The sequence below is a fragment of the Amycolatopsis pigmentata genome, assembly GCF_042684065.1.
Classification (GTDB): Bacteria; Actinomycetota; Actinomycetes; order Mycobacteriales; family Pseudonocardiaceae; genus Amycolatopsis_E; species Amycolatopsis_E pigmentata.
On the sequence record NZ_JBHUKR010000004.1, the window covers coordinates 332,978 to 355,088 of the forward strand.

Below are 22,111 nucleotides of genomic sequence, written 5' to 3' on the forward strand. Positions count from 1 at the left end.
CACGGCGACCCAACGGTGGAGGTCGGTCTGGTCGTAGGCCTTGTCGGCATGCAGCTTGCCGGGCTTGCGACGGCGGGGATCGCGCCGGGATTTGATCGCTGGAATGGCATTGACCAGGGGCTTGAGAGCGTGGGAATCGTGAGTGTTGGCGGCCGACTCAGCGACCGAGAGCGGTATGCCCGTACGCTCGGACAGGATGTAGATCTTCGAGCCGGGTTTGCCCGAGACAAGAGCACCGGCGGTTTCCCGCGCGGCGTCCGGCAGTCGTTCGGCCAGACGAAACAGCCCCATCACAGCTTCCCATTCAGCCCGCGGCGCCCAGCCCGGTCGGCGGCATCGGGATCGAAGCTTCGCCATGTGAGAACCGACCGCAGTCCCGCCAGCTCTCCGCACTAACTTGTGCTTGGCGACGCGAGGATGGGACCGTCCATAAAAGACAGTCATCGCATTTGCCGAATCCACTTGACTTCAATGGCGAAGGAAGCGTCCATAGACGTGTGGCCCGAACCAACCGGCAGCGCACCGGCGGGTCAATCGCCCCGGCCGGGGCATGACCACCACCCATAGCAATGAATCGAGGTAGTCATGTCCACACAGACACGTACCCAAAAGAGTCCTACCGCTCGCAAGCTTCAGCCCTTCCCGCAATCGGCCGGCACGCCAACGGGGCGTACGGAGGCGGAGGCCAAGCTGTGGGAAGCGTTGCGCGCCAATCCGAATAGCACTGCCACCGGGCTGGCCAGCGCGGCGAGCATCGGGAAATCCACGGCGGGAAAGATCCTCGCCAAGTGGGCGAACCAGGGCAACGCCACCCGCACTCCTGGAATCTTCGAAGGCGGTCAACGAACTGCCGACCGGTGGGTGATCGCCGACGACCAGCACGAGGAAATGGATATCAGCAAGGCCGAGCGCGCCCGAACGGATGCCAGGACGGACACCGAGGCGAAGACGATCAGCACGACAACGCCCGCGACAGCGACCGACCCCTCACACGGGAAATCCGCCGATATCCCAACGGCCAACGCCGAGGTAGCGGAGGTGGACACAACAGCGCCCGTGACCGCCGACCCGTCAGGCGACAAGACTGCCGAGCAGCACCAAAGCGGGAACAGCGCGGCCACCGACAACAACACCCGCGAGAAGGCTCCCCGGTTGGCGCCCGGTGCACTACGCGGCATGGTCGAGGACTATCTCCGTGACCACCCGACCGAGGAGTTCGGACCGGCCGCCATCGGGAAGGCCCTGGACCGGTCATCAGGTGCGGTCGCCAACGCCCTGAGCCTGCTGACCGAGCGAGGCGTGGCCGTACAGACCTCGCAGGCTCCCCGGCGCTACCGCATCGCCGCAAGCGGCTGACACATGATGAACCATGGCTGCCCGGGGACTCGATGGCCGAGTCCCCGGGGCATCGTGGTCGTACGGAGGGGCCGGTATACGAGGCGTGCAAGCAAGTCCCACCGAACGCCTTCTGGCTCACGACCGGCGTCGTTCGTGCCATGAGGTCTTCAGGGGGCCGTAAGGTCAGGGCTTCTTGGCGGGCCCGAGCTTCGCCACGCCGAGAAAGGGGTGTCCAGGCACGCCGACGGCATTGCCGCCCCCTCTCGGTGTACCGGCCACCCATAGCACGCCCGAGGCCTCGATCGCGGCCCCGATGTTGGCGCTCACCCGGCGAAGCTCTACCGAGCGCAGCGTGTCATCCGGTAGCGTGCAGCGCCCGGTCAGGCTCGGGAAGGCGACTCCTCGCCGCGGTGCGGAATCGACGGTGATCCGCAGCGGCGTCCAGACGACCGCCCGTGCCGCGCCGGCCAAACGGCGCAAGCGAAATATCATGACGAACGATGTCCACAACAGGAAGACCGCCAGCAATACCCCGTACACCGAGACGATGCCCGGCAGGGTGTCGATCCTGCGGTCCGGGCCGAGCAGCCAAGGAACGTAGGACACCGCAAACCACCCGGCGACCAGCACACTCGGCACGACACTGGCGAGCACGTAAAGCACGTTGAACCGGGCAGCGGTCTGCACCACCGGATCGTCCTTCGGCACCACCGTCCGCGCCGCGACCTCGACGACCGACTCGGCCCCGGCCGGAGGTGTTTTCTCGACGCGCCGGGCGACGGCCTGCACCATGCCGGGAAGGAAAACGATAACGCGGCCGGCGGAATCCGGACCCAGTACCCACACGTATCGCCTGCGAGCCAGAAGCGGCACATAGACCGACGACGGCCGGAACCGGAACCACTGGCCGTCGGCCAAGCGCGCGTACATGGCGCGCTTCGTCGCCCGAAGATCACCCTCCCCCAGGTCGATCTTTCGCAACGGTGTCGCCAGCAACCGCTCCCGAGACCGGGGACTGGACATGTACCAACCGTAGACACCGGAGGAAAAGCGCAGAGCGAAGAACAGCGCCAGCACCGCAGGCAAGGCAACTCCCGCCCACGCCCGGCCCTCGACGAGAACATAAACGCACACCACGACCAACGGCAGCGACCACAGCGCCAACGACCGCCTCCGCCGGGACGCGGCCCTGACCAACGGCCCGATCCACGGATCCTCACCCGCCGGCACATCCTCGCGCGGCTCGTACACGACGATCTCTTCCCTCGACGGAACTGCTCCAGCATCGATTCCAGCGCTCACGGCGACATCCATCCCAGGCGTAACCGGTCCTCGACAGGACCCGATGTAGGGCCTCGAGGCTAGTCGATCTCGACACCGATCGAGAGAAAGGCCTCACGCATGGTGCACTCGATTCCGTCCTCGACGAATGGCCCCTGATCAGCCAAAGAGCGACCGTGCAACCGGAGCGGCCGTGATGCAATTGTCCAGGTGGTGCAGGTTCGTCTTTTCGCGGTCACAGCTCCGACCGCGCGACGGGCACGCCGGGGTTGGTCATGCTGGCACGCAGGTCGACTTCGACCGGGCCGCCTATGCCATTACGAGCCTGCACTCGAGTGACTCATGCCCAGTGCACGTCCCAGAAACCCCGGCAGATGGGCCGCCCCGTGGCGGGCAAGGTGTCGTGGCAGACGATCCAACTACCGCGACGGAGGGACTCGCGTACCATCTGATCTCGCTGGCCAGGGTCGATGTGCATGAGGTTGCCGGGGCGGAAGATGCACGTGGCGCACTTCCTGCCCAGCAGGCGCGGGCGACCGGTCTCCGGGTCGACTACGGCGCCGCAGGGTGGTTTCCGGTCCCGTCGTCGGTGTCGAACGGGCGGGTCGTCACGGCGGTTCCTTCGTTTTCTTGGTGGCGTAGGGCGTGGTGGCGGGCGCCCCAGTGGCCGCCGCCCCGGGCAGGGTTAGTGGGCGGCGCGCAGGGCGGTCGTGGCAGCGCGGCCGATGGCTTGGGCGGCGGTGGCCGGGTCGGCCATGACGTGCACGGTCGCGCCGGTCAGCGGGGTGTCGTCGGTGTCGGGCGCGATCCACAAGAGACCACACCCGGCAGCACGCAACCGGTCGATCCGCTTCTGCGCGTTCGAGCGTGGGGTCGCTCGGAAGCGTCCATCGGACACGATCACGAGCAGTCGTGCGGCATCGGGCTGGGCCAGTCCGAGCACGCCGTCGAGGGCGTCGATCGCGTCGTCGATGGCTTCCCAGTTGTCGCGGGTGGCGAACTCGGTCACGGCGGCGGGTGCGGTGCCGGGCCGGGTGATCGGGCGGACGTGGTGTCCGAAGATCACGGTCGCGGTTTCGGTGGGCACGGTGGTGTGGCGGGCAGCGTGGGCGAGGATCCAGGCCGCCGAGGCAACCGGGCGGGCGTAACGGCCCATGGAGCCGGAAACGTCGCAGGCAATACCGAGCCGGAGCGGCGGGGTTGGGACCGTGGCGCGGGTGGTGCGGGTGAACGGTTCGGCGGTCGGGATCGCACCGGCGGCGCGTTGTGCCTCCCGCGCGAGCACGCCGCGCATGCGCAGGCGTCCGGGCGGAACGGTCGAGGTCGTCTTCGTCGCGGCCCGGTCGCGGGTTCCGGCTGTGGTCAAGGCGCGGGCGAGAACGCGGGCGGCGGTGCGTTCGGCGTTGGTGGGCGGTCGGGTGCCGGTGGTTTCGGTGCGCCCGTCGCGGCGGCCACCGATCTCGAACACCTTCCGCGCGGTTTTCTCGGCGGACCGTCGCGCGGCGTCGACGGCGGCTTTCGCTTGCCTGGCAACCATCGCTGGGTCCGCCGGTAGCGTCTCCCGTGCTACCGCGCTTGCGACCTTGCCGAGCACGGCAGAGGCCGCTTCTGTCAACGGTGAGGGCGTAGCAGGACCGGTCGCTGGGGTGGGTTCAGGGCCGACGATCTCGCACCAGCGGCGTCCGAGGTCGACCATGGCGTCGGTGTCGTCGTCGGCGACCCGGAATGCCTCGCGCCACAACGCCCGCAACGCGGCGAGTTTGTCCGCGCCCAGCACCGTTTCGACGACGGTGGCGAGGGGTGCGGTTTCGGCGTGGGTAAGGATGCCGCCGTCGGCGCGGGCGAGCAGCAGGGCGGCGGTGCGGGCGGCGTCGGGCGCGGTCATGGTCGGGGCGTGGGTGGGGTCGCCGAGTTTGAGCCCGTCGGTGACGATGGTGGTGACACACGCGCGGAGCCAGTGCCGGTCGTCGGGACGGCGGCGGATGTGGGCGGTTTCGATACGAGGTTCTTCCAGCAGCATGGCGGCGGCCACCGCCCGGGGGTCGACGTCGGCGGGTGGTGTCCACCGGCTGTGCTGGGCGTGCGCGCATTCGTGGGTGAGCGCACCCCAGACGGGCGCGTAGCGGGCACGGTCGCTGATCAGGTGGGGCTGGGCGGTGGCGGGGTCGACCGTGCCCAGGTGGGTGCCGTCGACTTCGATCATCGCGCGGGCGGGTAGGAAACACGCCGGGGCACCCTGCCCCGCCCCGGGCGCGATCGTGACCAGCAGGTCGTCGCGGCCCGCGATCACCGGTACCTCGGCGCTCATCGCGGTGGACAACTTCTCCCATCCGGGCACGGCGGGTAGGACGGCGGTACCGGTGGCGGTGGGGTCGGCGATCATGTGTGCGCTCATGGCGTGAGTGTCCTTTCCGGACGGTCAGGGTCGGGTGGGTTGGATGCGGGTGCCCAGGGCCAGCGGGGTAACGGGTTTGCCGAACACGGTGCGCACCACGCTGGCGACGATGTCGCGGTCCTCTTCCGGTGCGGTGCCGACCAGATTTCCGGCGGCGGCCGTGGGGTCGAGTACGTCGGCGATTTTGTGGAACGCCAGCAGTTCCCGCAGTTGCGGGGCCCAGCCGATCTCGCCGTTAGCCTGCCGGGTGGCGAGGTTGCGCGCGACTTTGACCGCCCGGGGGTCGATCTTGAGTTGATCGGCGAGGTCGTAGTCGGTGGAAACCTGGATCTGTACCGAAAACCGCGACGCGAGCGCATCGGTGAGCACCGCACCGTGCACGCCGGGGTTGTGTCCTGCCACGACGTAGAACCCGGGCGCGGCGTCCACGGTTTCGCCGCCGTTGGCCTTGATGATGATCTGGCGGCGGCCGTCCATGGCGGGGTAGACCACGGCCAGCACGGTCGGCGGGATCAGGGTCGCGTCGTCGATGAACAGGGTCCGGCCTTCCCGCATGGCACGCACCAGCGGCCCGTGGACGAACACGAAACGCCCGTCGGGGGTTTGGGTGTACTCGCCCACCAAGTCGGCGACCGTGGTGTCCCCATCGCCCTGCACGGTGATCAGATCACCGAAGGCGGCCTCGACCACCGACGTCTTGCCCGTGCCAGGTGGCCCGTACAAGAGTGCGGCAACCCCGGCGTCGCGCAGTTTGCGTAGCGCGGTCACGTCCGGCATCCCGGACAGCGTGCGCGGGTGGTAGATCTGTCCATTCGGTCGCGTGACCGGTCCGGTCACCACCGTTGCCGTTGCTCCGCCGGTCGGTACGGCGGGGGTGCGCGGTGTGCGTGTCCGCCGGGGCGAGCCGGACGGGGCGGGCGTGGGGACGGTCGTGGCGTCGACGGTGGTCGCGGTCGCGCGGTAGCGGAGGGGCTTGATCGAGGTCCGTTCGGCGTGCCCGCTGTCGGCCAGGGCGGCGAGTGCGTTGCCCACCGCGCCCGAGGAACGGCCCAACGTCTGCGCGATGGCGCGCGGGGTCAACTCGGCGCCCGCCCGGTAGACGAGCACGTGTGCCACCATGCGGCGCAGTTCACCGTTGCGCAACCGGCTGGCCGGGGCCGTGGTCGAACCTGACACCGGGGGCGGCGTAGTTGGCGTGGTCATCGCGGGTGGTGGTCCTTTCCGGTCAGCGGGGTAGTTTCCGCCCGCTTCGTTTGACATGGCTCGCGCCAGGCGTGGTATTCGTCGGTTTCCGATTCCCCGGGCGCAATTCAAAGATAACTCGGCCCGCAAATGCACGCAACACGAAACGCCCGCATTTTTCAGGAATCTTTTTCAGGAAACGTTCACCGGTACGGTTTCCGGAATGAAAAGACGCAGGTCGCGACTCTTAATACTTCCCTAGAACAGCAAACAGGGTGCACCGGTAAAGCCAATTAGACGAACGCCGGACAATTACGGCCAGAAAAAGGTGTGAAATTGATTCGAGGGCATTCACGGAATATGAGAGACGATGGGGGCGAGCAGCCGGCCAACCACCTTCACCTGCACCCACAACGCGCCCCGATGTGTCTACCCGCTTGTGGGCAAGCGAGTCTGGGATACCAGCGGATCCCCCTACATGGCCAGCCGCCTGCGCTTTTGCTGGATTCGGGGGGTGGAACTCTAATCGGACCCCCCATTGGATCCCCAAATGGATTCCCGGTTGGAAACCCCGATGGAAGTCACCGTCGTGCAGAGGCTCGATCTCGCCAGGCCAAGCCTCCGTGCGACATCATAGCGTGCCGGTTGCCCCTCGGCCCGAACCGTCTTGACAGATCTGCACGGTGTTGATTCCGTCCGCGCCACGCACGACGCTCCGGAAAACCCTCACCCGGGGATATATGGCCGAACATTCTGCACAATACCATCCTGAACGCACTAGAAATCGCGAACGGTGCCCGCCCAGCCGGCCGCTCGGTACCCGCACTTTCCGTACCAAAAGTAACCGATTTCGTGATTTCATCGGCCGGCTACGGTGCGCCGGTGGCTGGCGCCGGCGTCGTGCGTGTGGCGGTGGTGGAGTCGTGCGGCGAGCGTGGTTGCTTCCGCGCTTGGTTTGGCGTCGATCTCCGAAAGTCGTCTGCGGAGCAGGGTGAGTGTGCGTGGGATCGCGTCGATTTGGCCGAGGCGTTCTTGCAGTCGCATGATGTCGCGGTAGAGGGCTTCGTTGTGGGGGTCGAAGGCCCGTGCGGCTTCCAGCAGGTCCAGTGTCTGTTGTGGATCGTCGTCGACCAGTGCGCGGGCGAGTGCTGCGACGGCGTCGATGCCGTCGCGGCGGATGGCTTCGCGTGCGGTCTCGATCCAGTTGCTGGACAGGCCGTCGGCCAGCGGACCTCCGTACCTGTCGACGACGCGCCGGTAGGCATCGACGCGCTGCTGCACGGTTGGGGCGGCGCGGCGTGCGGTCACGGCTGCCTCGAAGTGCCAGTAGTCCACCTCCACCAACTCGGGGTCGAGCCGGTAGCGGCCGCCTCCGGTGATCGTGAGGTTTGACAGCGTTCCGTTGGTGGCTTTGCTTGTTGCGGCGCGGAGGCGGGAGAGCGCGGTGTTGAGGGCGTTTGTCGTCTTGCCTGACGGGGTGTCGGCCCACAGGGTTCCGACGAGCGTGTCGCGGTTGACGCCGTCGGGGTGCACGGCGAGGAACACCAGCAGTTCGAGGCTCCGGGGCTGGAACACGGTCGTGATCTCGCGTTCGGTCGTCTCGGAGTCCCCCGCTTCGGGCTCCGGGCGCCAGAACATTCGCGGTGGCCCCAGCACGCTGAGTCGGACTGGTGCTCGGGTAGGTCGCGAATGTGGTGCGGCTTCCGCCCTCTCTGTGGCCGCAGTGTCGACCACCACGGTCTTGTGGTCGCTGGCAACTGCGCTTGCCTCTGGCCGTCCGGCGTCGTGGACCGGGGGGCGAGCGCGCAGGCGCGGGATGGGAGCCAACTGCGGGCCGAGGATCTCCAAAGCAGTGTCGTCGACCGGCGTCTCAACGGCGGCGGTGATCTCCAGTTCAGTGTCAGGGCCGACAGCGGTTCCGCCCGCTTGGTCTGTCTTGGCTGGCTCGGCATCCGCCAACATCAGCGGACGACGGATTTTCGTCTGAGCCATTCCGGACGCCGTCCCGGGCTGAGTAAGTGGCTGTCGGACCGTGTGGCGGTCGGCATCGTGGAGCAGGGTCAACAGTTCGACGGTGTCGTCGTCGCCGAGGCGGAACATCTCGGTCTTGCGCAGCGCCTCGCCCGGCCCCGGGCTCGTGGCCGAGATCGTGCCGTCCTCACGGACGTAGGCGCTGATCCCTGGCCGCCACTGGCCCAGCAGCAACCCGGTGACACCGAAGGGCGCGCCGTCGTCCAGCACCGCCTGCAGCCGCTGCTGTTGATGTTCCTGTGGTCGGGCCACCAGCACCAGCGGCGGCGAACTCTCCGGGGTGATGTCCTGCTCGCGGCGGGCCACCGCGCGCACCAGAATCTCGGCCTCCAGCGCGTCGAGCGCTTCTCCAAGGGTGTCCACGACGCGAAGGGCTGCCGGCAGCTGCGCTCGGGTGACGAGGTGTCCCAGGAGGACAGCGAGATCCTCGACGGGAACCACTACCGTCGTCCCGTTCGCGGGTGCCGTGCCCGTGAGCGTTGCGAGCAGTAGCGCGCGCAAGGCCGCGGGAGCACCTGGGCCCACGAGCCCGAGGCCGCGCGCGCTCGCCAGTTCCAACGCGATTTCGCGTCCATCGCGGACACCCAGCACAGGCGACGGTGCTTGGCGCTCGGAGGATCCGACCACCAGGGTCGGAGGTGATGGCACGTGTTCCTGACCGTGGTCGTCTTCGTCGTCCCATTCGGCTCGGGCGTGGGCCATGCGCAGTTGGTAGACCACGGGCGCCATCGGATAGTCGGTGCGGTCGCCGCTGCCGGGCCGGTATCGGCTGTAGTAACGGCGGCGGGCGATCGTCAGCGCGGCGGTGACCGCCGCCGCCAGGCCCAGGCCGACGAACAGCTCCGGTCCCCAGCGCACGCCCAGTTCCCGGGTAGCCGGCTGACGTGCGCCAGCGTCGGACGCGGGCGGTGTCTGGTCCGGTGGGGCTGGCTGGGTCGAAGGAACGGGCGGCCGCTGCGTGCTGCTGGGCGGGGCGGTGGTCGGGGGTGCGGGTGGCGGGGTGGGTGGTGGCAGGGTCGCGTCGGCGGGTAGGAGGAGTTCCTGGCCGGGGAAGATCAGGCTGGGCAAGGTCAGGGGACGGTGTCCCGGTTGGGGTTTGCCCTTGTTGAGCTCGAAGATCTCCGGCCAGCGCGCTCCGTCGCCGAGCATGCGCTGCGCGATCCTCCACAGCGAGTCGTGCACTCCGTTCTCCGGCGCGTGGACAACTACGGATGTGGGATGCAGGGGCGGATTCGCGATCGTCGCGCTCCCGCCTGTCGTCTGCTCCGTGAAGGCGGCATTGCGTACGCCTGGATAAACGTGGTTCCACGCGGGTGCGGTCGCGACCACCTCCGAGGCAGCCGGAAGCGCAGTGGACCGGATGGGCGCCGAGTCCGAGGCTGTGCGGTTACCGAGGACCGACAACACGACCGCGCCCACCAAGACGGCGGCGAGCCCGTGCACCGCTCCAGCGGTCGGCAGGTCCGATAGCCGTACGCCGCGCACCACCTCCGCCGCGCAGCCGACCACGTCGAGGGTGAATACCGCCCAGGTGATCCAACACAGGCAGGCCAGGAAGTCCAGTAGGAATGTGGTGGTCATCGGACCGAGCAGGACCCCCTGGAGCTCGGCCAAGGTCGGGACATGGTGCGGAAGCGGCCACCCGATGTAGTGCCATAAGGCCCACGGAAGACCTCCGATGAGCGCGAGAAGCATCGCGGCCGCGATCAGACCCTGCAGGACGCGGCCAAGCAACCGGAGAATGCCCACGAGCACCCATGAGGCGCGCCGGTGCATGCTCGGTGGCCGAGACGCCTTCTGACGGGGACGGGGTGAATGTGTGGTCACGGTGGGCTCGATTCATTGGCAGTAGAGGGCTTATTGCTCGAAGCGCACTCCTGAACGCGGTCCGTGCCGCTTACGTCGTCTGTGCTGCGGCACGTGTGGAAGCACCCGCGGTCGCGGCTTGAGATGGTGCCGGACGCCTCACCCGGGAGGCATCCGCGCTTGTGGTCTTCTTCCTCGCTGGTGCGTCAGCGGCAGGGCGTTTGCGCTTGATACGACTCGTTTTATGTGACGTGCGGGCGTCGAGCCAGCGGATGAGGTCTGCGGCGGGCACGTCGGTGAACCGCGACAGTTCGGCGATGTCGATGACATCTCTGGCCGCAGCAAGCACCTCACCGAGTTGCCGTTCGATGTCTTCGAGTTGCTCGACGATGTTCGCTCGCCGCTGAGCCAACTCGCCGATCTGCGTTGCCGCAGCGGAACGCCGCGCGCTGCGCGCAGTGTCGGCCTCTTCGATGCGGTGACGAATCTCGTCAAATGTGGCCATGTCAACCTCGCTTTCTCTTGGTACGCCAGGCTCTGCCTACGATGGTCACGGGGTAACGGCCACCACCCCTCGCTCCGGGTGGGCGCTTCCTTGCCCGTGAATCGCAAGGCTCCCGATCCCGACCGCGCCAAGCAGTTGAGTCCGTTGAGAACTGACGACCCTGACAGTCACGGTGTCGCCGGAGACGGTCGCGGTGCCGGAGGCTCCCGCAGCGGCGAGGTAGCGTTGCGCCTCGGCGATCGCCTGATCGGCCACCAACCGGAGAGCCCCGGTGTCGCGGTAAGCCGCCAGGTCAATGGCTTGGGCACCGGCGCGGGCGGCAGCCTCGGCCTGTCCATTGGCCTTCACCTTGGCCGCTAAGGCGAGACCGCCGTCCAGGGTCAGTCCCGCGAGAGCCAGGATGCCGATGGTCAGCACGACGACGAACGCGGTGACCCGGCCCTCGTCGGCACACCACCACCTTCGGCACCGCATCCCGCGGTTCCGGCCGAGATCATGCCAGCGATTCATTGCCCGCCTCCGGCGGAGTTGCCACCGCGCCAGCTATCGATCGGCTCGGTTGCGGTGCTGGCTAAGCGTTTTTCCTTTGGCACACCGAGGACGGAGGCTTCTCTGAAGTCGACCGTGCACGAGACTGCGACGATGACCGAACCGCCGGGCCGTAGCGCGCTGGTGTCGGTCTCTACGTCAAGCTCCCGGCAAGGCACCCCGGCTGCGGACAGGGCGCTCGCCGCAGTGGACTGGGCCGCCGCGCTGGCGGCAGCGGGTATGCGTTCGATGCTGGCCGCGCGTGCCGCCTGATGCGCGGCGTCGTCCAACCTCAGCCGCACGTCGACTCCACGATGGATGACCACAGCGACGAACACCAGCAGCATGACCAGAAACGGAGCCATGAGCGTGATTTCCGCCGCCACAGAACCCCGATCGGTCCGCCACCACTTCCCCCAGTCACCGCGCCGCAATGGCCGGACAACCCGCTCCCGCGCACCGAGGGTCGCGTCACCCTTATCGACGGCCTGCTGGCCGCCGCGGTTCTGGCCGGACTGACGCTCAACGCCGCCCTCGGCTGGTGAGCCGACCCACTGGCCGGCTACGTCCTGGTCTACTACGCCGCCCGCGAAGTCTGGACTATCTCCACAGGCGATCACTGACCCAGCAATGCCTCGCGATCGCCAGCCACCGCTCCACGCTCGTAGCGACCCGAAGCTTCCAAGTACCGTCACGGCGTACCCCCAACGCTAGGGTTTCCGCCGGACATGGCTTCAGAATTCGTGAGCCCGTTGACGTCTGTCCCGACCGCATCCTCGACGAAGTCCTCGTCACCGGCGGCGACCTGTGCCGCCTCTGCGCCCTCTTTGGTATGTCGGTCAAAGCCGCCGCCCGCTACACCGCCATCCTCGACCACCCCGACCTGATCAACACCGCGTCGGACTGAACTGCCCGCGCTAAATCCGGTCGCGGGGCCAGCGCCTCGTCGGGCACCCTGCTCCGCGTGTCTCCAGCGTTTATCTCCGGCGTGGAACTGTCGGGCCGCCTCTACGACGAGGCGGTGCATCCCCTGCTGTCCCAACACTTTCCTGGCCTGGCCCACACCGCGACGTTGATCGGTCCCGGCTCCGAGGTACTCGGGTTCGACACCGCCCGCTCCACCGACCACGACTGGGGACCGCGCCTGCAACTGTTCCTGCACCCCGACGATCTCGCTGAACACGGCGCCAGGATCTCCGACATACTCGCCGAGCAACTGCCCACCACGATCGCTGGCTACTCGACCAACCTGGTCCCGATCGGGGACCAGGGAACGCGGCACATGCGGCCCGCGCTCGGACGTATCCAGCATGGGATTGTGGTTGCCGAACTCGGTGCCTGGCTGACCGGCTACCTCGGCTTCGATCTCCGAGACGAGATCACCACACTCGACTGGCTGACCACTCCCACCCAGGTCCTGGCCGGAGCCACCGCCGGCGCCGTCTTCCACGATGGTCTGGCCCAGCTTCACCCGGTCCGACGACAGCTGGCCTGGTATCCCGACGACGTGTGGCGCTACATCCTGGCCTGCCAATGGCAACGCGTCAGCCAGGAAGAACCCTTCGTCGGACGCTGCGGCGACGTCGGCGACGAACTCGGATCGGCGATCATCGCAGCGCGTCTCGCCCGCGATCTGATGCGCCTGTGCCTGCTCCTCAACCGGGTCTACCCGCCCTACAACAAGTGGCTCGGCAGCGCGTTCGCCCGCTTGCCCTGCGCGACGCGGCTGGCTCCGATACTCACTACTGCTATGGCGGCGACCGACTGGCACGAGCGTGAGCACCACTTGGCCAGCGCCTACGAAGCCGTCGCCGCCCTGCACAACGAGACCGGGCTCACCGAACCGGTCGACCCCCGCACGCGCTCGTTCCACGATCGGCGCTACCGGGTGCTGCACGCCGAGCGCTTCACCGCAGCCCTGATCGCGACCATCCGCGACCCCGCGCTGCGCGACCTGCCATTGACCGGTGCCATCGACCAATTCGTCGACAGCACCGACGCCCTCGGATCCCGCACGCTTACTCGACGCCTTGCCCAAGCAGTCTTTCCTAACCGAACCGAAGCGCCCTGATACCGTCATCGAGCACCTCCAGCACTTGAGTTCCCGCCGGAGACCGCTTCAGAATTCGTGAACCCGTAAACGTTTGTCACGAAGCGTTCGACCGGCCCAACTGCTTCGGCGTGCACCGGCAAGCGGAGGAACGGGAGCACAGAAGAAGCGCGGCCACTGATCTGCACCGAGGCGCTGGTAGCGCTCCGGCCGATATTCACGCTGACGTCGGTCAGGGGGCCACGCGCGAGTTGATCCAGCATCGCCCGCGCGCTGGCGTTACCGGCCGCCACGGTGCCTGCCTGGGCGCGGGTGGCGGCGAGTCCCTGGGACGCAGCGGCTTGGGCGAGGTGCGTGGCGTGTGACCACAACGCGAACTGCACGATCGCCATCAGCATCAACAGCAACACGGGCGTGGCGACCACGAGCTCGGTGGTGACCGCGCCGCGATCACCCTGCAAGGCATACCGCACAGGGGTGGTGTCCCGACCTGCCGTACGGCCGACAGATCGCAGGGGCCGGCGACATCTCGCCGACAACAACACCGGTCGAACCGATATCTTCAGCGGATCGCTACAGCGCCAAATCCGCGCGTCCGTATTGCGTATCATCAGCTTACAATTCGATGCTCTTGGATTTGGCGGTTACCTTCGCGACGAGGACAGCGATCACCGCCAGCGCCAAGACGACCAGCAGCGCGGTGACCAGAACGGTCTCGGTCGAGTATCCAGCCTCCGGTTGCTGGCGCAGCAAGTTCCACCGCGCTTTCAAGGTTACGCATAATACCGTCAGATAGGCACACATCACGCTCTCCTCCCGCGGGTCAGAGTTGGCCCAATATTTGATTGAGCGCCGGGTAAGCGATGAAGACCAGAAAGCCCAGGAACAGCGCCATGACCGGAAGGGCCATCCGTTCGGTGGCCGCTTGTGCCTGAGCCTCAGCGTCGGCGAGTTGGTGGGTGCGTAGCGCTGTGGCCTTGGCCGCCAGCGAGGTGCGGATTTTGGCGCCTTCGGTTCCGGCGAGGCTGAGCGATGCGGCCAGTTCGGACAGTTCGGTGATGTCGAGTTCTTCACCGAGCTGGCGAAGAGTGGCCCAGGGAGTAGTTCGCGTGAGGCGCGCTCTGTCCAGGGCGCGGCGGATGTGGGCGAAGGCCCAGCCGCGGCCGATGGCGGCCGAGTCGCGGAGGGCGCTGTCGACTCCGGCGCCTCCCGCGAGGGTGATCCATACGAGGTCCAGGTAGGCGGAGAGGGCGTGGCGGAACCCGGTGCGGAGTTTCGCCGCTTCGGAGCGGGTGCGCAGGTCGGGTACGACGAACCCGCACGCGGCCAGCACCAGCCCGGCGACGACCTGGCACTGAATACCCAGCGACAGTCCCGCGAGCATGAGCAGCAGTTGCGCGAGCACCGGCATGAGGAGACCGGCGATCGCCAGCACCGCTTTCTCCGCAAGGTGCGTAGCGACCGGTCGCCCGAGAACGGTCAGATCACCTGCCAGGCGCGTTCCGGGTAGACCGAGCGCGCGTAGCGGAGCGACGAACGGACGGCCGAGTTTGGCGACCCAGCCGGTCTCCTCGCTGGCGAGGATTGGTGCCGGTGTCGGCCGCGTCATGGCGCGCGCCAATATCGCGCCGAGGGCGGGCCGGGGCGGAAACAGCCAGACAGCCAACGCCCACAGACCGATGCCGCACCCGACTCCGAGTACAAGCCCGATGACCATGAGACTCACATCCCTATTTCCGTCAGGAGCGGGGCGCGACCGGTGGTCATTTCGGCCGGTGGCGACCCTTCTGTGTGTAGGAAGCGGTCAGGTTCGTTAGTACTCCTGGCAATTCGGCTCAGCCAGGCGAATCCGAGTCCAAAGAGGACACCGATGCCAAGCAGGACGATTTGGCCGACGACGGTGTCGAAAGCAGACAGGTACGGGCGGTTGAGGATGGTGAGGCTGGTGGCGAAGGTAAGGGTGGTGCCGACGATGACCCGCACGGAGGTGCGGGTGCGGGCACGTCCGGCTTCCACCCGAAGCCGCATGGAGGCTTGTTCGCGCGCGGTGTGAGCCAGCGAGCCCAGTAGGTCGGCGAGGTGGCGGGCGTGGTGTTCGGCGGCCAGCACCAGCGCGGCAATGACCAAGTCGGCGGTGGGGTCGGTGAGCCGGGTGGCCAGGGCACGCAGGGCGGGTGCGAGACGTATCCCGTTCTCCAGGCTGGCGGCGAGCTCGCCGATCTCGCCGCGGATGGCTGCGGGTGCGAGGGGTGCGGTGGCGAGGATGGCTTGGTTGAGGCCGGCGGCGGCAGTGAGGGTGTCACGCAGCATTTCGGTCCACGTCGCGATGGCCTCGATCCGCGCTACACGCCGTGCCTGCTCAGGATCCCGGCCCAGCAGGCGCGGCAACGCCCAGACCGCGAGCGTGGCCAGCACCGCACCCACCACCCAGCCGGTGGCCAGCCCGGTGAGCACACCCGCCGCGAGGGCGAGGCCGAGCCGCAGGATCCGGTGACGGTCGCCGTACGCGCCCGGGGCGTGCCGGTCCCAAGTGCGACGCCACAACGAGGGCCGGCCGTCGACCGGCGCGCGCCAGCCCCGGACGACCAGCAGCAACCCCGCTCCGGTCCCAAGTCCCAGCAACGCCGAGAGGCCGGAGGCGGGCGTGGCGGCGATGGTGGAAAGGGTCATCGGGGCCACCACCCGTCGGGTTCCTCGAGAATGCCGGGGTCGAAGCCGACATCGACCAGGTCATCCAGCGTATCGGTACGCAAAGCCCCGGCGACCGGGCGAGCCCGGCGGTCGAGGCCGGGTCGGTAGACCTCGTTGGAGATGATCTGGTTGCCGTCAGCGCCGACGACCTCCCGGATCGACGACACCACGCGCGTGGTCTTATCCGCTCCGCGAGCGAGGTGAACGACGAAATGCACCGCACTGGCCACCAGCAGGTTCGTTGCTTCCACCGGCAGCCGCTCGGGGCCTTGAGCGGCGTAGGACGCCAGGCGGGTGAAGGCGATGCGGGAGCTGGAGGCGTGCAAGGTGGCCATCGACCCGTCGTTGCCCTGCGACATGGCATTGCACATCGGAATCACCTCGGGACCCCGGATCTCCCCGACGATCACCCGGTCCGGGCTCATCCGCAGCCCCCACCGCACCAACTCCGCCTGCGACACCGCCCCCACACCCTCGACATTGGGTTCGCGCGCTTGGAACGCGGTCACATCCGCGTGCAGGGCCGGGTCGCGGTCAAGGCCGAGTTCGAAGGCATCCTCGATGGTCACGATCCGCTCCAGCGGATCCATCTCCGACGCCAACCCCCGCAGCAGCGTGGTCTTGCCCGCCCCCGTACCACCGGTGATCAAGACGTTTTTCCTCGCGCGGACGAGGGCGCGGAGGAACTGCTCCAGGCCGGGATCGAGCGTGCCGCGGGCGCGCAGCTGCGGCAGCGTCACCGTCAGGTAGCCGTGGCGGCGGATCGACAGCGAGGTCACCCCACCCGCGGTCAACCCCATCACCGCGAACAACCGCTCCCCACCCGGCAACTGCAGATTCACCGCAGGCGAACCCTGATCGAACCGTCGCTCCTGGCTCGAGGCGCGGGCCGCCAGCACCCGCACCAGATCCGTCAATTCCTCATTCGAGGCCGCGATCGGCGCGACCTGGGCGCGGCGCCCATCGTCGTACTGGACAAAGACCCGGTCGAACCGGTTGGCGTTGATGGTTTCGACCGTGGGATCGTCCAGCAGGGGTTGCAGGCCGGCCATGCCGAACAGCTCGTTGACGACCTCGCCGATCACCCGCACCTCGACCTCACGACCTACCAACCCACGGTCGGCCATCACCTCGGTCTCACTGTGCGCCCGTATCGCCTCGTCCAGAATCGCGTACGCCAGCTCCCGCCGAGCCATCCCGGAGACCGGCGCACCAGTACGACCCTGCTGCGCCTCCACCCTCTGCGGCAGCTCGGCTCCGAGCGTGTCCCGAAGATGCCGGCGCAACCGATCCACGGCCTCGTCCGGCAGAGGTTCCGGGGCGGCGATCTGCTGGGCCGTGGGAACGTCCGGACGACGCGGTTGAGAACCCTGCTGCTCGGGTGACCCGGGTGCGCTGCCCGGTGGCGTGTGCGGTCCGGGTGGCGCTTTGCGGGGCCGTATTGGAATCGGCGGCGAGTAGCCGTTATGTGGGTGGTTCATAATGCGTTTCCTCCGCTCCACGAGCTGGGACCACCGGGCTCGAACTGGGATAGCGGTACGACACGCAAGCCGCGCGCCGAGGCTGGCCCGGTCGGCACGTCAGGAACCGTCCGGCCGGGCGGCATGGGTTGGCTCTCAGCCGGGCCTTGAAGTGGGAACGGCACGTTCTGCGCGAGGAGTGTTGTGGCGACTTTGCGCGCGACCTCTCCCAGGGCCGAGCGCCCGGCGCGTCTCCACCATGTACGTCCGCAGAACATCGCAGCGCCCCGTGGGTCGTGAGGTATGCGGCCCAACGGCGTCACGCCAAGTTCTCGGCCGACCTCTTCACGCGAGTAGCCGTCGCCCACCAGCATCAGCACCGGACACGGCGTCCAGCGCCCCAGAGTCGGCAAGCGGCGCGCGAGATGCGCGAGATCGTCAGCGCGAGCGCCGGTCAATACGATCAGCGCATCGGCTGACTGCACGGCCGGCAGCGCGGCAGACCCGGCCTCGATGCGCCCGCAGTCGACGATCACCGCCGTATTCCGCGCGTTCGCGGCGGCCCGCACCATTCCCCCACCCGTGATGGGCTCGAACAGCGCGGACAACACCGCCCGAGCGCGGTCGGCATCCGGCGGCGCGGTCACCACAGGAAGACCGTCGGCCAACGATTGCGCGTGCTGCCAAAGCAATCCGGGGTCACTGCTCTGGCGGGCGGCCGCGAGGAAACTGACTAGGCCAGGCGAAGCAGCCAGGCTGAACCGGACCGCGAGATCACCCCCAGAGGGGTCAGATTCGACCAGCAGTGGTCGCCCTGGACCGGGCCAGCGTGTCGCCAATGCGACCGAGAACGTGGTCACCCCCGGCGACCCCTTCACCGACACCACTGCCACCAACATCATCGCCCTCCCCCACTCGACAGCATCACCAGCGCGAGCTGTCCTGCCGGGACCGCGGCGACCAGGCGAGCGGTGTCCTCAGCCAGTTGCAGCGACACCACCGTGGTCTGCTCGTTGGGCGGGGAAACCACGCCGACGACCACGGCCGACCAGGCCATCGAGGCGTCCAGGCTCGGCGGGTCAACGAACGCGGCACCCGTCCGGTTAGGCACCAACACGAGCGACACGTGCGTCCCGGGTGAAATCTCCGGCGGGAACTGACCCGCCTTCAACGCCAACGCCGCGACCGCCTGCCCCTCCGCAGGAACAGCGATCCCACCGACATCAGCGGCGCTCAACAACGCCCCCACAGGCAGACTCGTCGACATCCTTTTACCGATCAGACTGCCCGCCTGAGCGACATCCACAACGGACACATCTGGGTCGACGGCGACGTTGACCTGCCGTAGGTCCTGGGCGGTCAACATCTGCCCGACGGTTACCGGTCTCGTCAGTGCCAGCACCGGAAGCCGGTTTCCGAATTCGGCCGAGATCACCACGAAGCCGCTGGCGCACGCCAGTACCAACAGGACGCCCAGCACGAGGTACGGGATGCGGCGGCGCCGACCGCCGCGGAGCCCACTCACCGGCTTACCGCCAGCAAACCAGGAACCCGCACCAGGCTGAGATCGGTCGATGTCCGGTTGAGTTGTGGTCTTCGTGTTCACGCGATACCTCCACAGGCATAGGGGTAGCTCGCCACGTCGCTGACTTCGCTCGACGAGTGGTAGGAGACTTGTTGTGATGGCGGCAAAGGGACCGGGAGGACCGTCAGCCGCTTCCGTTGTTCAGGGCCTGCATCTCCACAACACGAAAGGCCGCGTTGGCAGTTGTGGTCATGTCCGGGAAGGATCCACTCTGTCCCGCACCCGACCAGGTGATCCGGTAGTGAACCGTGGCCGCGACAGGAAACGCTTGCCCTGCCTGGCCTGCCGAGGAAACGCGGTAAGTGTGGCCACAGTCCGGCGAGGACGCTGCCGGATCGGTACCTGGCCGGAACGGCGTACCAGCGCCTCGGCAAAGGACCGTCGTGCCGTCCCCCACCGACCATATGACCGACGTCGGCGTCGCGGTCGCGCTCACCGAAACACCCGGGACCGACGCGGCCGCAGAGACCGGGTCCCACGCACTCGATACCCACAGCCACGTCGGGAGGTTCACCAACTGCTCGGCCGCCGGACTCGACGCGATCCTGGGCGGCGGCAACCGCAACTGGCTTCGAGCCAGCGCCGCCAGTTCGGCTGGCGAGATCAGCGGCGCCTCGCCCGAATGCTGCTCGTCAGGTACCCACTTCGGTGCCCGGTAGAAGGCATCCGTCGTACCGAGGCCCGTGCATTTCCAGATGTACCAATCACCTTCACGTCCTGGCCCTGCTACGGGGTGCACGAGCCCCGCGACATGCGCGGTGCCATCCCTGGCCCTCGTCGACAGCACATGCGCGATGGTGCTCGCCGCGCCGACGGGCGGCTGATAGTCGCTTTTGACATAGGAACAGTTCGCAAGGGCCGAGTCGTCACCGACGATGGTGTCGCCCGCAGGCGGGTCACTGTCACGGCCGCCCGAATTACCTGGGCCAGTGGAATGAGGCCGCCCGACTCCCGCAGGTTTCCCGTCGTGACCGTCCGCGCCTGCGGTGAGGTCACAAAGCGGGGCCGGGGTCTGGTGGCAGTCGGTGCTTCCCCATCCGTCATCCGCCCATACCGGACTCGCCATGCCGAGAATGCTGGCGACGGCAACGCTGGTCAGGACGCCGATGCGGCGCGGGGTCACACACATGACCCGACCTCGTGCACGGCGTACTCGGCTACTTTCCACGACCCGTCCGGCTGGACCTTGACCACGGCATTGATCAACCGCCGACCACCGGGTGTGTTGTCGGCAAGCTGACCGTTGTCAGCGCGGTATTTCAACCAGTGCGTGGAGTCGCCGCAGTCCGTGATGTCAACCGTCATCGGGCGATCTGCCGGTTCCTGAGACGACACGTTAGGGTTCAAGTCCGGTTGCCCTCGCGTGACGAGTCCGTTGTAGCGGTCGGCATACAAGGCACGTGACAGGTTCGTCAGTGCGATCCCGGTCGCGTGCAGCCCCAGCCTGGGCGACTTCCAGTCCGATGTGGTTCCCGCATCGGTGAAGTCCTGCCACATTTCCCGATACGCCGCCAAAGCGGCCTGCCTCGGCGAACCCGATTCGGGTGTGGCAGGCGCCGATGAGGTCCGCATGGCCGGAGGTTCCGGGGAAGGAGAGATCGCGGGCGCACGAGCAGTGCAGGCAGTGCAAAGCAGGCCAGCGAACGCGATTACCGTAATATATTTGGCTTGTGAGTTCATCCAGTCCCCCGGTGTCATAGTCGGTGTATGGCAGGTTCCTACTCCGCTATCCTCTCCAGCAGCGCGGTTTCCCGGCGCAATCGCCTTCGGTGAGAAAAAGTCCGCTCGTTCGGGTGAGTAGGCGTGCATATCCGCGTCCGGCACGGACGATGGTCCCGTGGGGACGAAAACGTGATCACCGGCGCCGGACTGGTCGCTTGCGCGGTCGCAGGGGCGTTGCTCGGCTGCGGGGCACACGCGGTGACTCGACGTCTGCTGATGCGGCCCGACAGCGCGCCGTGGGCGAACCGTGTCATGGCCGCCCTGACGACGGCCATCGTCATCGTGGTGCTGGGGTGGCGTGTCGGTCTCCGCTGGGAGCTGGTTCCCTACGGGTTGCTGGTGGTAAGCGGTGTTCCGCTCGCGATCGTCGATATCGCGGAGCGTCGGTTGCCGCAGGTTGCGGTATTGCCGTTGTATCCGGCGTTGTTGGCCTCGTTGAGCGGGATCTCGGCGCTTCGTCATGACGCGTCTCCGCTGGTTCGAGCGATCGAGGCGATGGTTGCGTTGGGCGGTGTGCATCTGGTGCTTGCGCTCGCGGTGCCCGGTGGCATGGGTGCGGGCGACGTCAAACTGGCCGGCGCGGTCGGCCTTGCCACGGGCTGGTCGGGATGGGGAACCACCTTCACCACGCTGGTGTGGGCGTTCCTTATCTTGACCGCGGTGATGCTCGGTGCGCGTCTCCGGCGCCCATCCGAGCCTCTGGGGACGTTCGCCTACGGGCCTTGCCTGCTGGCAGGCGCTGTCGCGGCGATCGCTCTTGGGGGCGGTTGAGTAGGCCATGAGCGCCATCACGGTTTCCAATCACCGAGCGTGGACGGAATGCGCCCGGCGACGAGCTGGACGCCGGGTGCCGGCTGTTTCGATCCGCTGAGGTCGTCGAAGGTCAACAAGCTGCCGCGGGCGAGCTGGCGCACCACGACATACCCGACGAGTTCATCCTTCTTCTCGCCGCCGATGGCGTGGACGTAGCGAGTCGGCACAATGTCCACGGTCGCCAGGTCGCTTGCGGTGAGGGCTTCGAGGGCACCCATGCCACGGGTGAGGACGACCACCGGTTTACGGGCATCGTGCATCGCCAGTGCCGCGCCGATACTGCTCCCGGTGACCGCCGTCATGGCGACAAACCCGACCCTGCGGCCGTATTCCCGCCCCCGCAGGTTGGACAAGAGTTTCAAAGCTGTTGTTGCGGCACGGTCTTCCACCAGCCTCTCCGTGGCTTGGGGCCGCGCACGTGGGGGCAGGTAAGAGTCGTTGGGGTCAATGATCTCGACCACGGCTCGCTGGGTCTGGCAGTGCCGGCACCAGGCGGCCGACGACAGGGCAATCCAGTCAGGCTCGGTGGCAATGTCCTCGATGTGCTGGCATTCCAACAGGTAATCGGCGCACATGGGGTGTCTCCATTTCTTTTGTTGGGTGGTTTGGATGGTGCGGCGGGAGGCGGGGGAACTTCCCGCCGCACCGGGCGGCTCCGTTGGGCGGAGCGGGTTATGGGGGCGGGCCGCGGGACGAGCGGCTTTCCGAGCGGGTTGTCATCGCG

21 protein-coding genes and 1 pseudogene are annotated in these 22,111 nt (G+C 67.6%); 5 read left to right on the forward strand and 17 right to left on the reverse strand.

What is annotated here, in order from left to right; translation table 11 throughout:
- Positions 1 to 6 precede the first annotated feature (6 nt).
- A pseudogene (locus ACFSXZ_RS03365) lies at positions 7 to 222 on the reverse strand (transposase); the annotation flags it as partial.
- 363 nt (positions 223 to 585) lie between these two features.
- Between ACFSXZ_RS03365 and ACFSXZ_RS03370 the strand changes: the two are divergent.
- Positions 586 to 1,356 carry a MarR family transcriptional regulator gene (locus ACFSXZ_RS03370; protein ID WP_378261092.1) on the forward strand — a complete coding sequence of 257 codons (771 nt, stop codon included), beginning with the start codon at positions 586 to 588 and terminating at the stop codon, positions 1,354 to 1,356.
- A gap of 165 nt (positions 1,357 to 1,521) precedes the next feature.
- Here the strand turns inward: ACFSXZ_RS03370 and ACFSXZ_RS03375 are convergent, their stop codons facing one another.
- The 7 genes from ACFSXZ_RS03375 to ACFSXZ_RS03405 all read right to left on the reverse strand — a co-directional run bounded on the left by ACFSXZ_RS03375 (position 1,522) and on the right by ACFSXZ_RS03405 (position 11,431).
- Positions 1,522 to 2,640, reverse strand: coding sequence for a hypothetical protein (locus tag ACFSXZ_RS03375; RefSeq protein WP_378261094.1), 1,119 nt, complete (start codon positions 2,638 to 2,640; stop codon positions 1,522 to 1,524).
- A gap of 664 nt (positions 2,641 to 3,304) precedes the next feature.
- The gene (locus ACFSXZ_RS03380) at positions 3,305 to 5,014 is read right to left on the reverse strand and encodes a VWA domain-containing protein (RefSeq protein ID WP_378261096.1); all 1,710 of its coding nucleotides are present in this window, start codon (positions 5,012 to 5,014) and stop codon (positions 3,305 to 3,307) included.
- Between the two features lie 24 nt (positions 5,015 to 5,038).
- Positions 5,039 to 6,217 (reverse strand): AAA family ATPase, encoded by a 1,179-nt coding sequence (locus ACFSXZ_RS03385; protein ID WP_378261098.1) that lies wholly within the window; start codon positions 6,215 to 6,217, stop codon positions 5,039 to 5,041.
- An 837-nt stretch (positions 6,218 to 7,054) separates the two neighbouring features.
- Positions 7,055 to 10,054 carry a BTAD domain-containing putative transcriptional regulator gene (locus ACFSXZ_RS03390; protein WP_378261100.1) on the reverse strand — a complete coding sequence of 1,000 codons (3,000 nt, stop codon included), beginning with the start codon at positions 10,052 to 10,054 and terminating at the stop codon, positions 7,055 to 7,057.
- A 70-nt stretch (positions 10,055 to 10,124) separates the two neighbouring features.
- The gene (locus tag ACFSXZ_RS03395) at positions 10,125 to 10,538 is read right to left on the reverse strand and encodes a hypothetical protein (protein ID WP_378261102.1); all 414 of its coding nucleotides are present in this window, start codon (positions 10,536 to 10,538) and stop codon (positions 10,125 to 10,127) included.
- 45 nt (positions 10,539 to 10,583) lie between these two features.
- Positions 10,584 to 11,012, reverse strand: coding sequence for a pilus assembly protein TadG-related protein (locus ACFSXZ_RS03400; protein ID WP_378262736.1), 429 nt, complete (start codon positions 11,010 to 11,012; stop codon positions 10,584 to 10,586).
- 32 nt (positions 11,013 to 11,044) lie between these two features.
- Positions 11,045 to 11,431: a pilus assembly protein TadE gene (locus ACFSXZ_RS03405; protein ID WP_378262737.1), complete on the reverse strand. Its 387-nt coding sequence runs from the start codon at positions 11,429 to 11,431 to the stop codon at positions 11,045 to 11,047.
- Between ACFSXZ_RS03405 and ACFSXZ_RS03410 the strand changes: the two genes are divergently transcribed.
- Positions 11,381 to 11,611 carry a hypothetical protein gene (locus ACFSXZ_RS03410; protein ID WP_378262805.1) on the forward strand — a complete coding sequence of 77 codons (231 nt, stop codon included), beginning with the start codon at positions 11,381 to 11,383 and terminating at the stop codon, positions 11,609 to 11,611. The two genes, ACFSXZ_RS03405 and ACFSXZ_RS03410, sit on opposite strands and share 51 nt — an antisense overlap.
- A 419-nt stretch (positions 11,612 to 12,030) precedes the next feature.
- Positions 12,031 to 13,137 (forward strand): DUF4037 domain-containing protein, encoded by a 1,107-nt coding sequence (locus ACFSXZ_RS03415; protein ID WP_378261104.1) that lies wholly within the window; start codon positions 12,031 to 12,033, stop codon positions 13,135 to 13,137.
- A 5-nt stretch (positions 13,138 to 13,142) separates the two neighbouring features.
- On the opposite strand, the gene ACFSXZ_RS03420 is transcribed toward ACFSXZ_RS03415, so the two are convergent.
- The 7 genes from ACFSXZ_RS03420 to ACFSXZ_RS03450 form a co-directional block, all read right to left on the reverse strand.
- Positions 13,143 to 13,589 carry a TadE family protein gene (locus ACFSXZ_RS03420; RefSeq protein ID WP_378261106.1) on the reverse strand — a complete coding sequence of 149 codons (447 nt, stop codon included), beginning with the start codon at positions 13,587 to 13,589 and terminating at the stop codon, positions 13,143 to 13,145.
- A gap of 142 nt (positions 13,590 to 13,731) precedes the next feature.
- Positions 13,732 to 13,920: a hypothetical protein gene (locus tag ACFSXZ_RS03425; RefSeq protein ID WP_378261108.1), complete on the reverse strand. Its 189-nt coding sequence runs from the start codon at positions 13,918 to 13,920 to the stop codon at positions 13,732 to 13,734.
- A 19-nt stretch (positions 13,921 to 13,939) separates the two neighbouring features.
- Complete coding sequence (locus tag ACFSXZ_RS03430) at positions 13,940 to 14,833, reverse strand: type II secretion system F family protein (protein WP_378261110.1); 894 nt, start codon at positions 14,831 to 14,833, stop codon at positions 13,940 to 13,942.
- A gap of 5 nt (positions 14,834 to 14,838) precedes the next feature.
- Positions 14,839 to 15,786, reverse strand: a complete 948-nt coding sequence (locus ACFSXZ_RS03435; protein WP_378261112.1) for a type II secretion system F family protein — start codon at positions 15,784 to 15,786, stop codon at positions 14,839 to 14,841.
- The gene (locus ACFSXZ_RS03440; RefSeq protein WP_378261114.1) at positions 15,783 to 17,288 is read right to left on the reverse strand and encodes a CpaF family protein; all 1,506 of its coding nucleotides are present in this window, start codon (positions 17,286 to 17,288) and stop codon (positions 15,783 to 15,785) included. Before ACFSXZ_RS03440 ends, ACFSXZ_RS03435 begins: the two co-directional genes overlap by 4 nt.
- Positions 17,285 to 18,169 (reverse strand): chromosome partitioning protein, encoded by an 885-nt coding sequence (locus ACFSXZ_RS03445; protein ID WP_378261116.1) that lies wholly within the window; start codon positions 18,167 to 18,169, stop codon positions 17,285 to 17,287. Before ACFSXZ_RS03445 ends, ACFSXZ_RS03440 begins: the two co-directional genes overlap by 4 nt.
- A complete protein-coding gene (locus ACFSXZ_RS03450) occupies positions 18,166 to 18,792 on the reverse strand; it encodes an SAF domain-containing protein (RefSeq protein ID WP_378261118.1) in 627 nt (208 codons plus the stop codon). Before ACFSXZ_RS03450 ends, ACFSXZ_RS03445 begins: the two co-directional genes overlap by 4 nt.
- Positions 18,793 to 19,235: 443 nt before the next feature.
- On the opposite strand from ACFSXZ_RS03450, the gene ACFSXZ_RS03455 reads away from it, so the two are divergent.
- Entirely contained in the window at positions 19,236 to 19,511 is a 276-nt protein-coding gene (locus tag ACFSXZ_RS03455; RefSeq protein ID WP_378261120.1) for a hypothetical protein, read from the forward strand.
- Between the two features lie 460 nt (positions 19,512 to 19,971).
- Here the strand turns inward: ACFSXZ_RS03455 and ACFSXZ_RS03460 are convergent, their stop codons facing one another.
- Positions 19,972 to 20,349: a hypothetical protein gene (locus tag ACFSXZ_RS03460; RefSeq protein ID WP_378261122.1), complete on the reverse strand. Its 378-nt coding sequence runs from the start codon at positions 20,347 to 20,349 to the stop codon at positions 19,972 to 19,974.
- Positions 20,350 to 20,655: 306 nt separating this feature from the next.
- On the opposite strand from ACFSXZ_RS03460, the gene ACFSXZ_RS03465 reads away from it, so the two are divergent.
- Positions 20,656 to 21,345, forward strand: a complete 690-nt coding sequence (locus tag ACFSXZ_RS03465) for a prepilin peptidase (RefSeq protein WP_378261124.1) — start codon at positions 20,656 to 20,658, stop codon at positions 21,343 to 21,345.
- Between the two features lie 17 nt (positions 21,346 to 21,362).
- Here ACFSXZ_RS03465 and ACFSXZ_RS03470 read toward each other — a convergent pair whose 3' ends face one another.
- The gene (locus ACFSXZ_RS03470) at positions 21,363 to 21,962 is read right to left on the reverse strand and encodes an SAF domain-containing protein (RefSeq protein ID WP_378261126.1); all 600 of its coding nucleotides are present in this window, start codon (positions 21,960 to 21,962) and stop codon (positions 21,363 to 21,365) included.
- Between the last annotated feature and the right edge of the window lie 149 nt (positions 21,963 to 22,111).

What these genes read in the sequence shown, in the direction of transcription:
- ACFSXZ_RS03445 (WP_378261116.1), bottom strand. Translation starts at nt 18,169, where the DNA reads ATGATGTTGGTGGCAGTGGTGTCGGTGAAGGGGTCGCCGGGGGTGACC.
- ACFSXZ_RS03380 (WP_378261096.1), bottom strand. Translation starts at nt 5,014, where the DNA reads ATGAGCGCACACATGATCGCCGACCCCACCGCCACCGGTACCGCCGTC.
- ACFSXZ_RS03410 (WP_378262805.1), top strand. Translation starts at nt 11,381, where the DNA reads ATGGATGACCACAGCGACGAACACCAGCAGCATGACCAGAAACGGAGC.
- ACFSXZ_RS03395 (WP_378261102.1), bottom strand. Translation starts at nt 10,538, where the DNA reads ATGGCCACATTTGACGAGATTCGTCACCGCATCGAAGAGGCCGACACT.
- ACFSXZ_RS03470 (WP_378261126.1), bottom strand. Translation starts at nt 21,962, where the DNA reads ATGTGCGCCGATTACCTGTTGGAATGCCAGCACATCGAGGACATTGCC.
- ACFSXZ_RS03425 (WP_378261108.1), bottom strand. Translation starts at nt 13,920, where the DNA reads ATGTGTGCCTATCTGACGGTATTATGCGTAACCTTGAAAGCGCGGTGG.
- ACFSXZ_RS03430 (WP_378261110.1), bottom strand. Translation starts at nt 14,833, where the DNA reads ATGGTCATCGGGCTTGTACTCGGAGTCGGGTGCGGCATCGGTCTGTGG.
- ACFSXZ_RS03460 (WP_378261122.1), bottom strand. Translation starts at nt 20,349, where the DNA reads ATGTGGCAGGACTTCACCGATGCGGGAACCACATCGGACTGGAAGTCG.
- ACFSXZ_RS03435 (WP_378261112.1), bottom strand. Translation starts at nt 15,786, where the DNA reads ATGACCCTTTCCACCATCGCCGCCACGCCCGCCTCCGGCCTCTCGGCG.
- ACFSXZ_RS03385 (WP_378261098.1), bottom strand. Translation starts at nt 6,217, where the DNA reads ATGACCACGCCAACTACGCCGCCCCCGGTGTCAGGTTCGACCACGGCC.
- ACFSXZ_RS03405 (WP_378262737.1), bottom strand. Translation starts at nt 11,431, where the DNA reads ATGGCTCCGTTTCTGGTCATGCTGCTGGTGTTCGTCGCTGTGGTCATC.
- ACFSXZ_RS03440 (WP_378261114.1), bottom strand. Translation starts at nt 17,288, where the DNA reads ATGAACCACCCACATAACGGCTACTCGCCGCCGATTCCAATACGGCCC.
- ACFSXZ_RS03370 (WP_378261092.1), top strand. Translation starts at nt 586, where the DNA reads ATGTCCACACAGACACGTACCCAAAAGAGTCCTACCGCTCGCAAGCTT.
- ACFSXZ_RS03400 (WP_378262736.1), bottom strand. Translation starts at nt 11,012, where the DNA reads ATGCGGTGCCGAAGGTGGTGGTGTGCCGACGAGGGCCGGGTCACCGCG.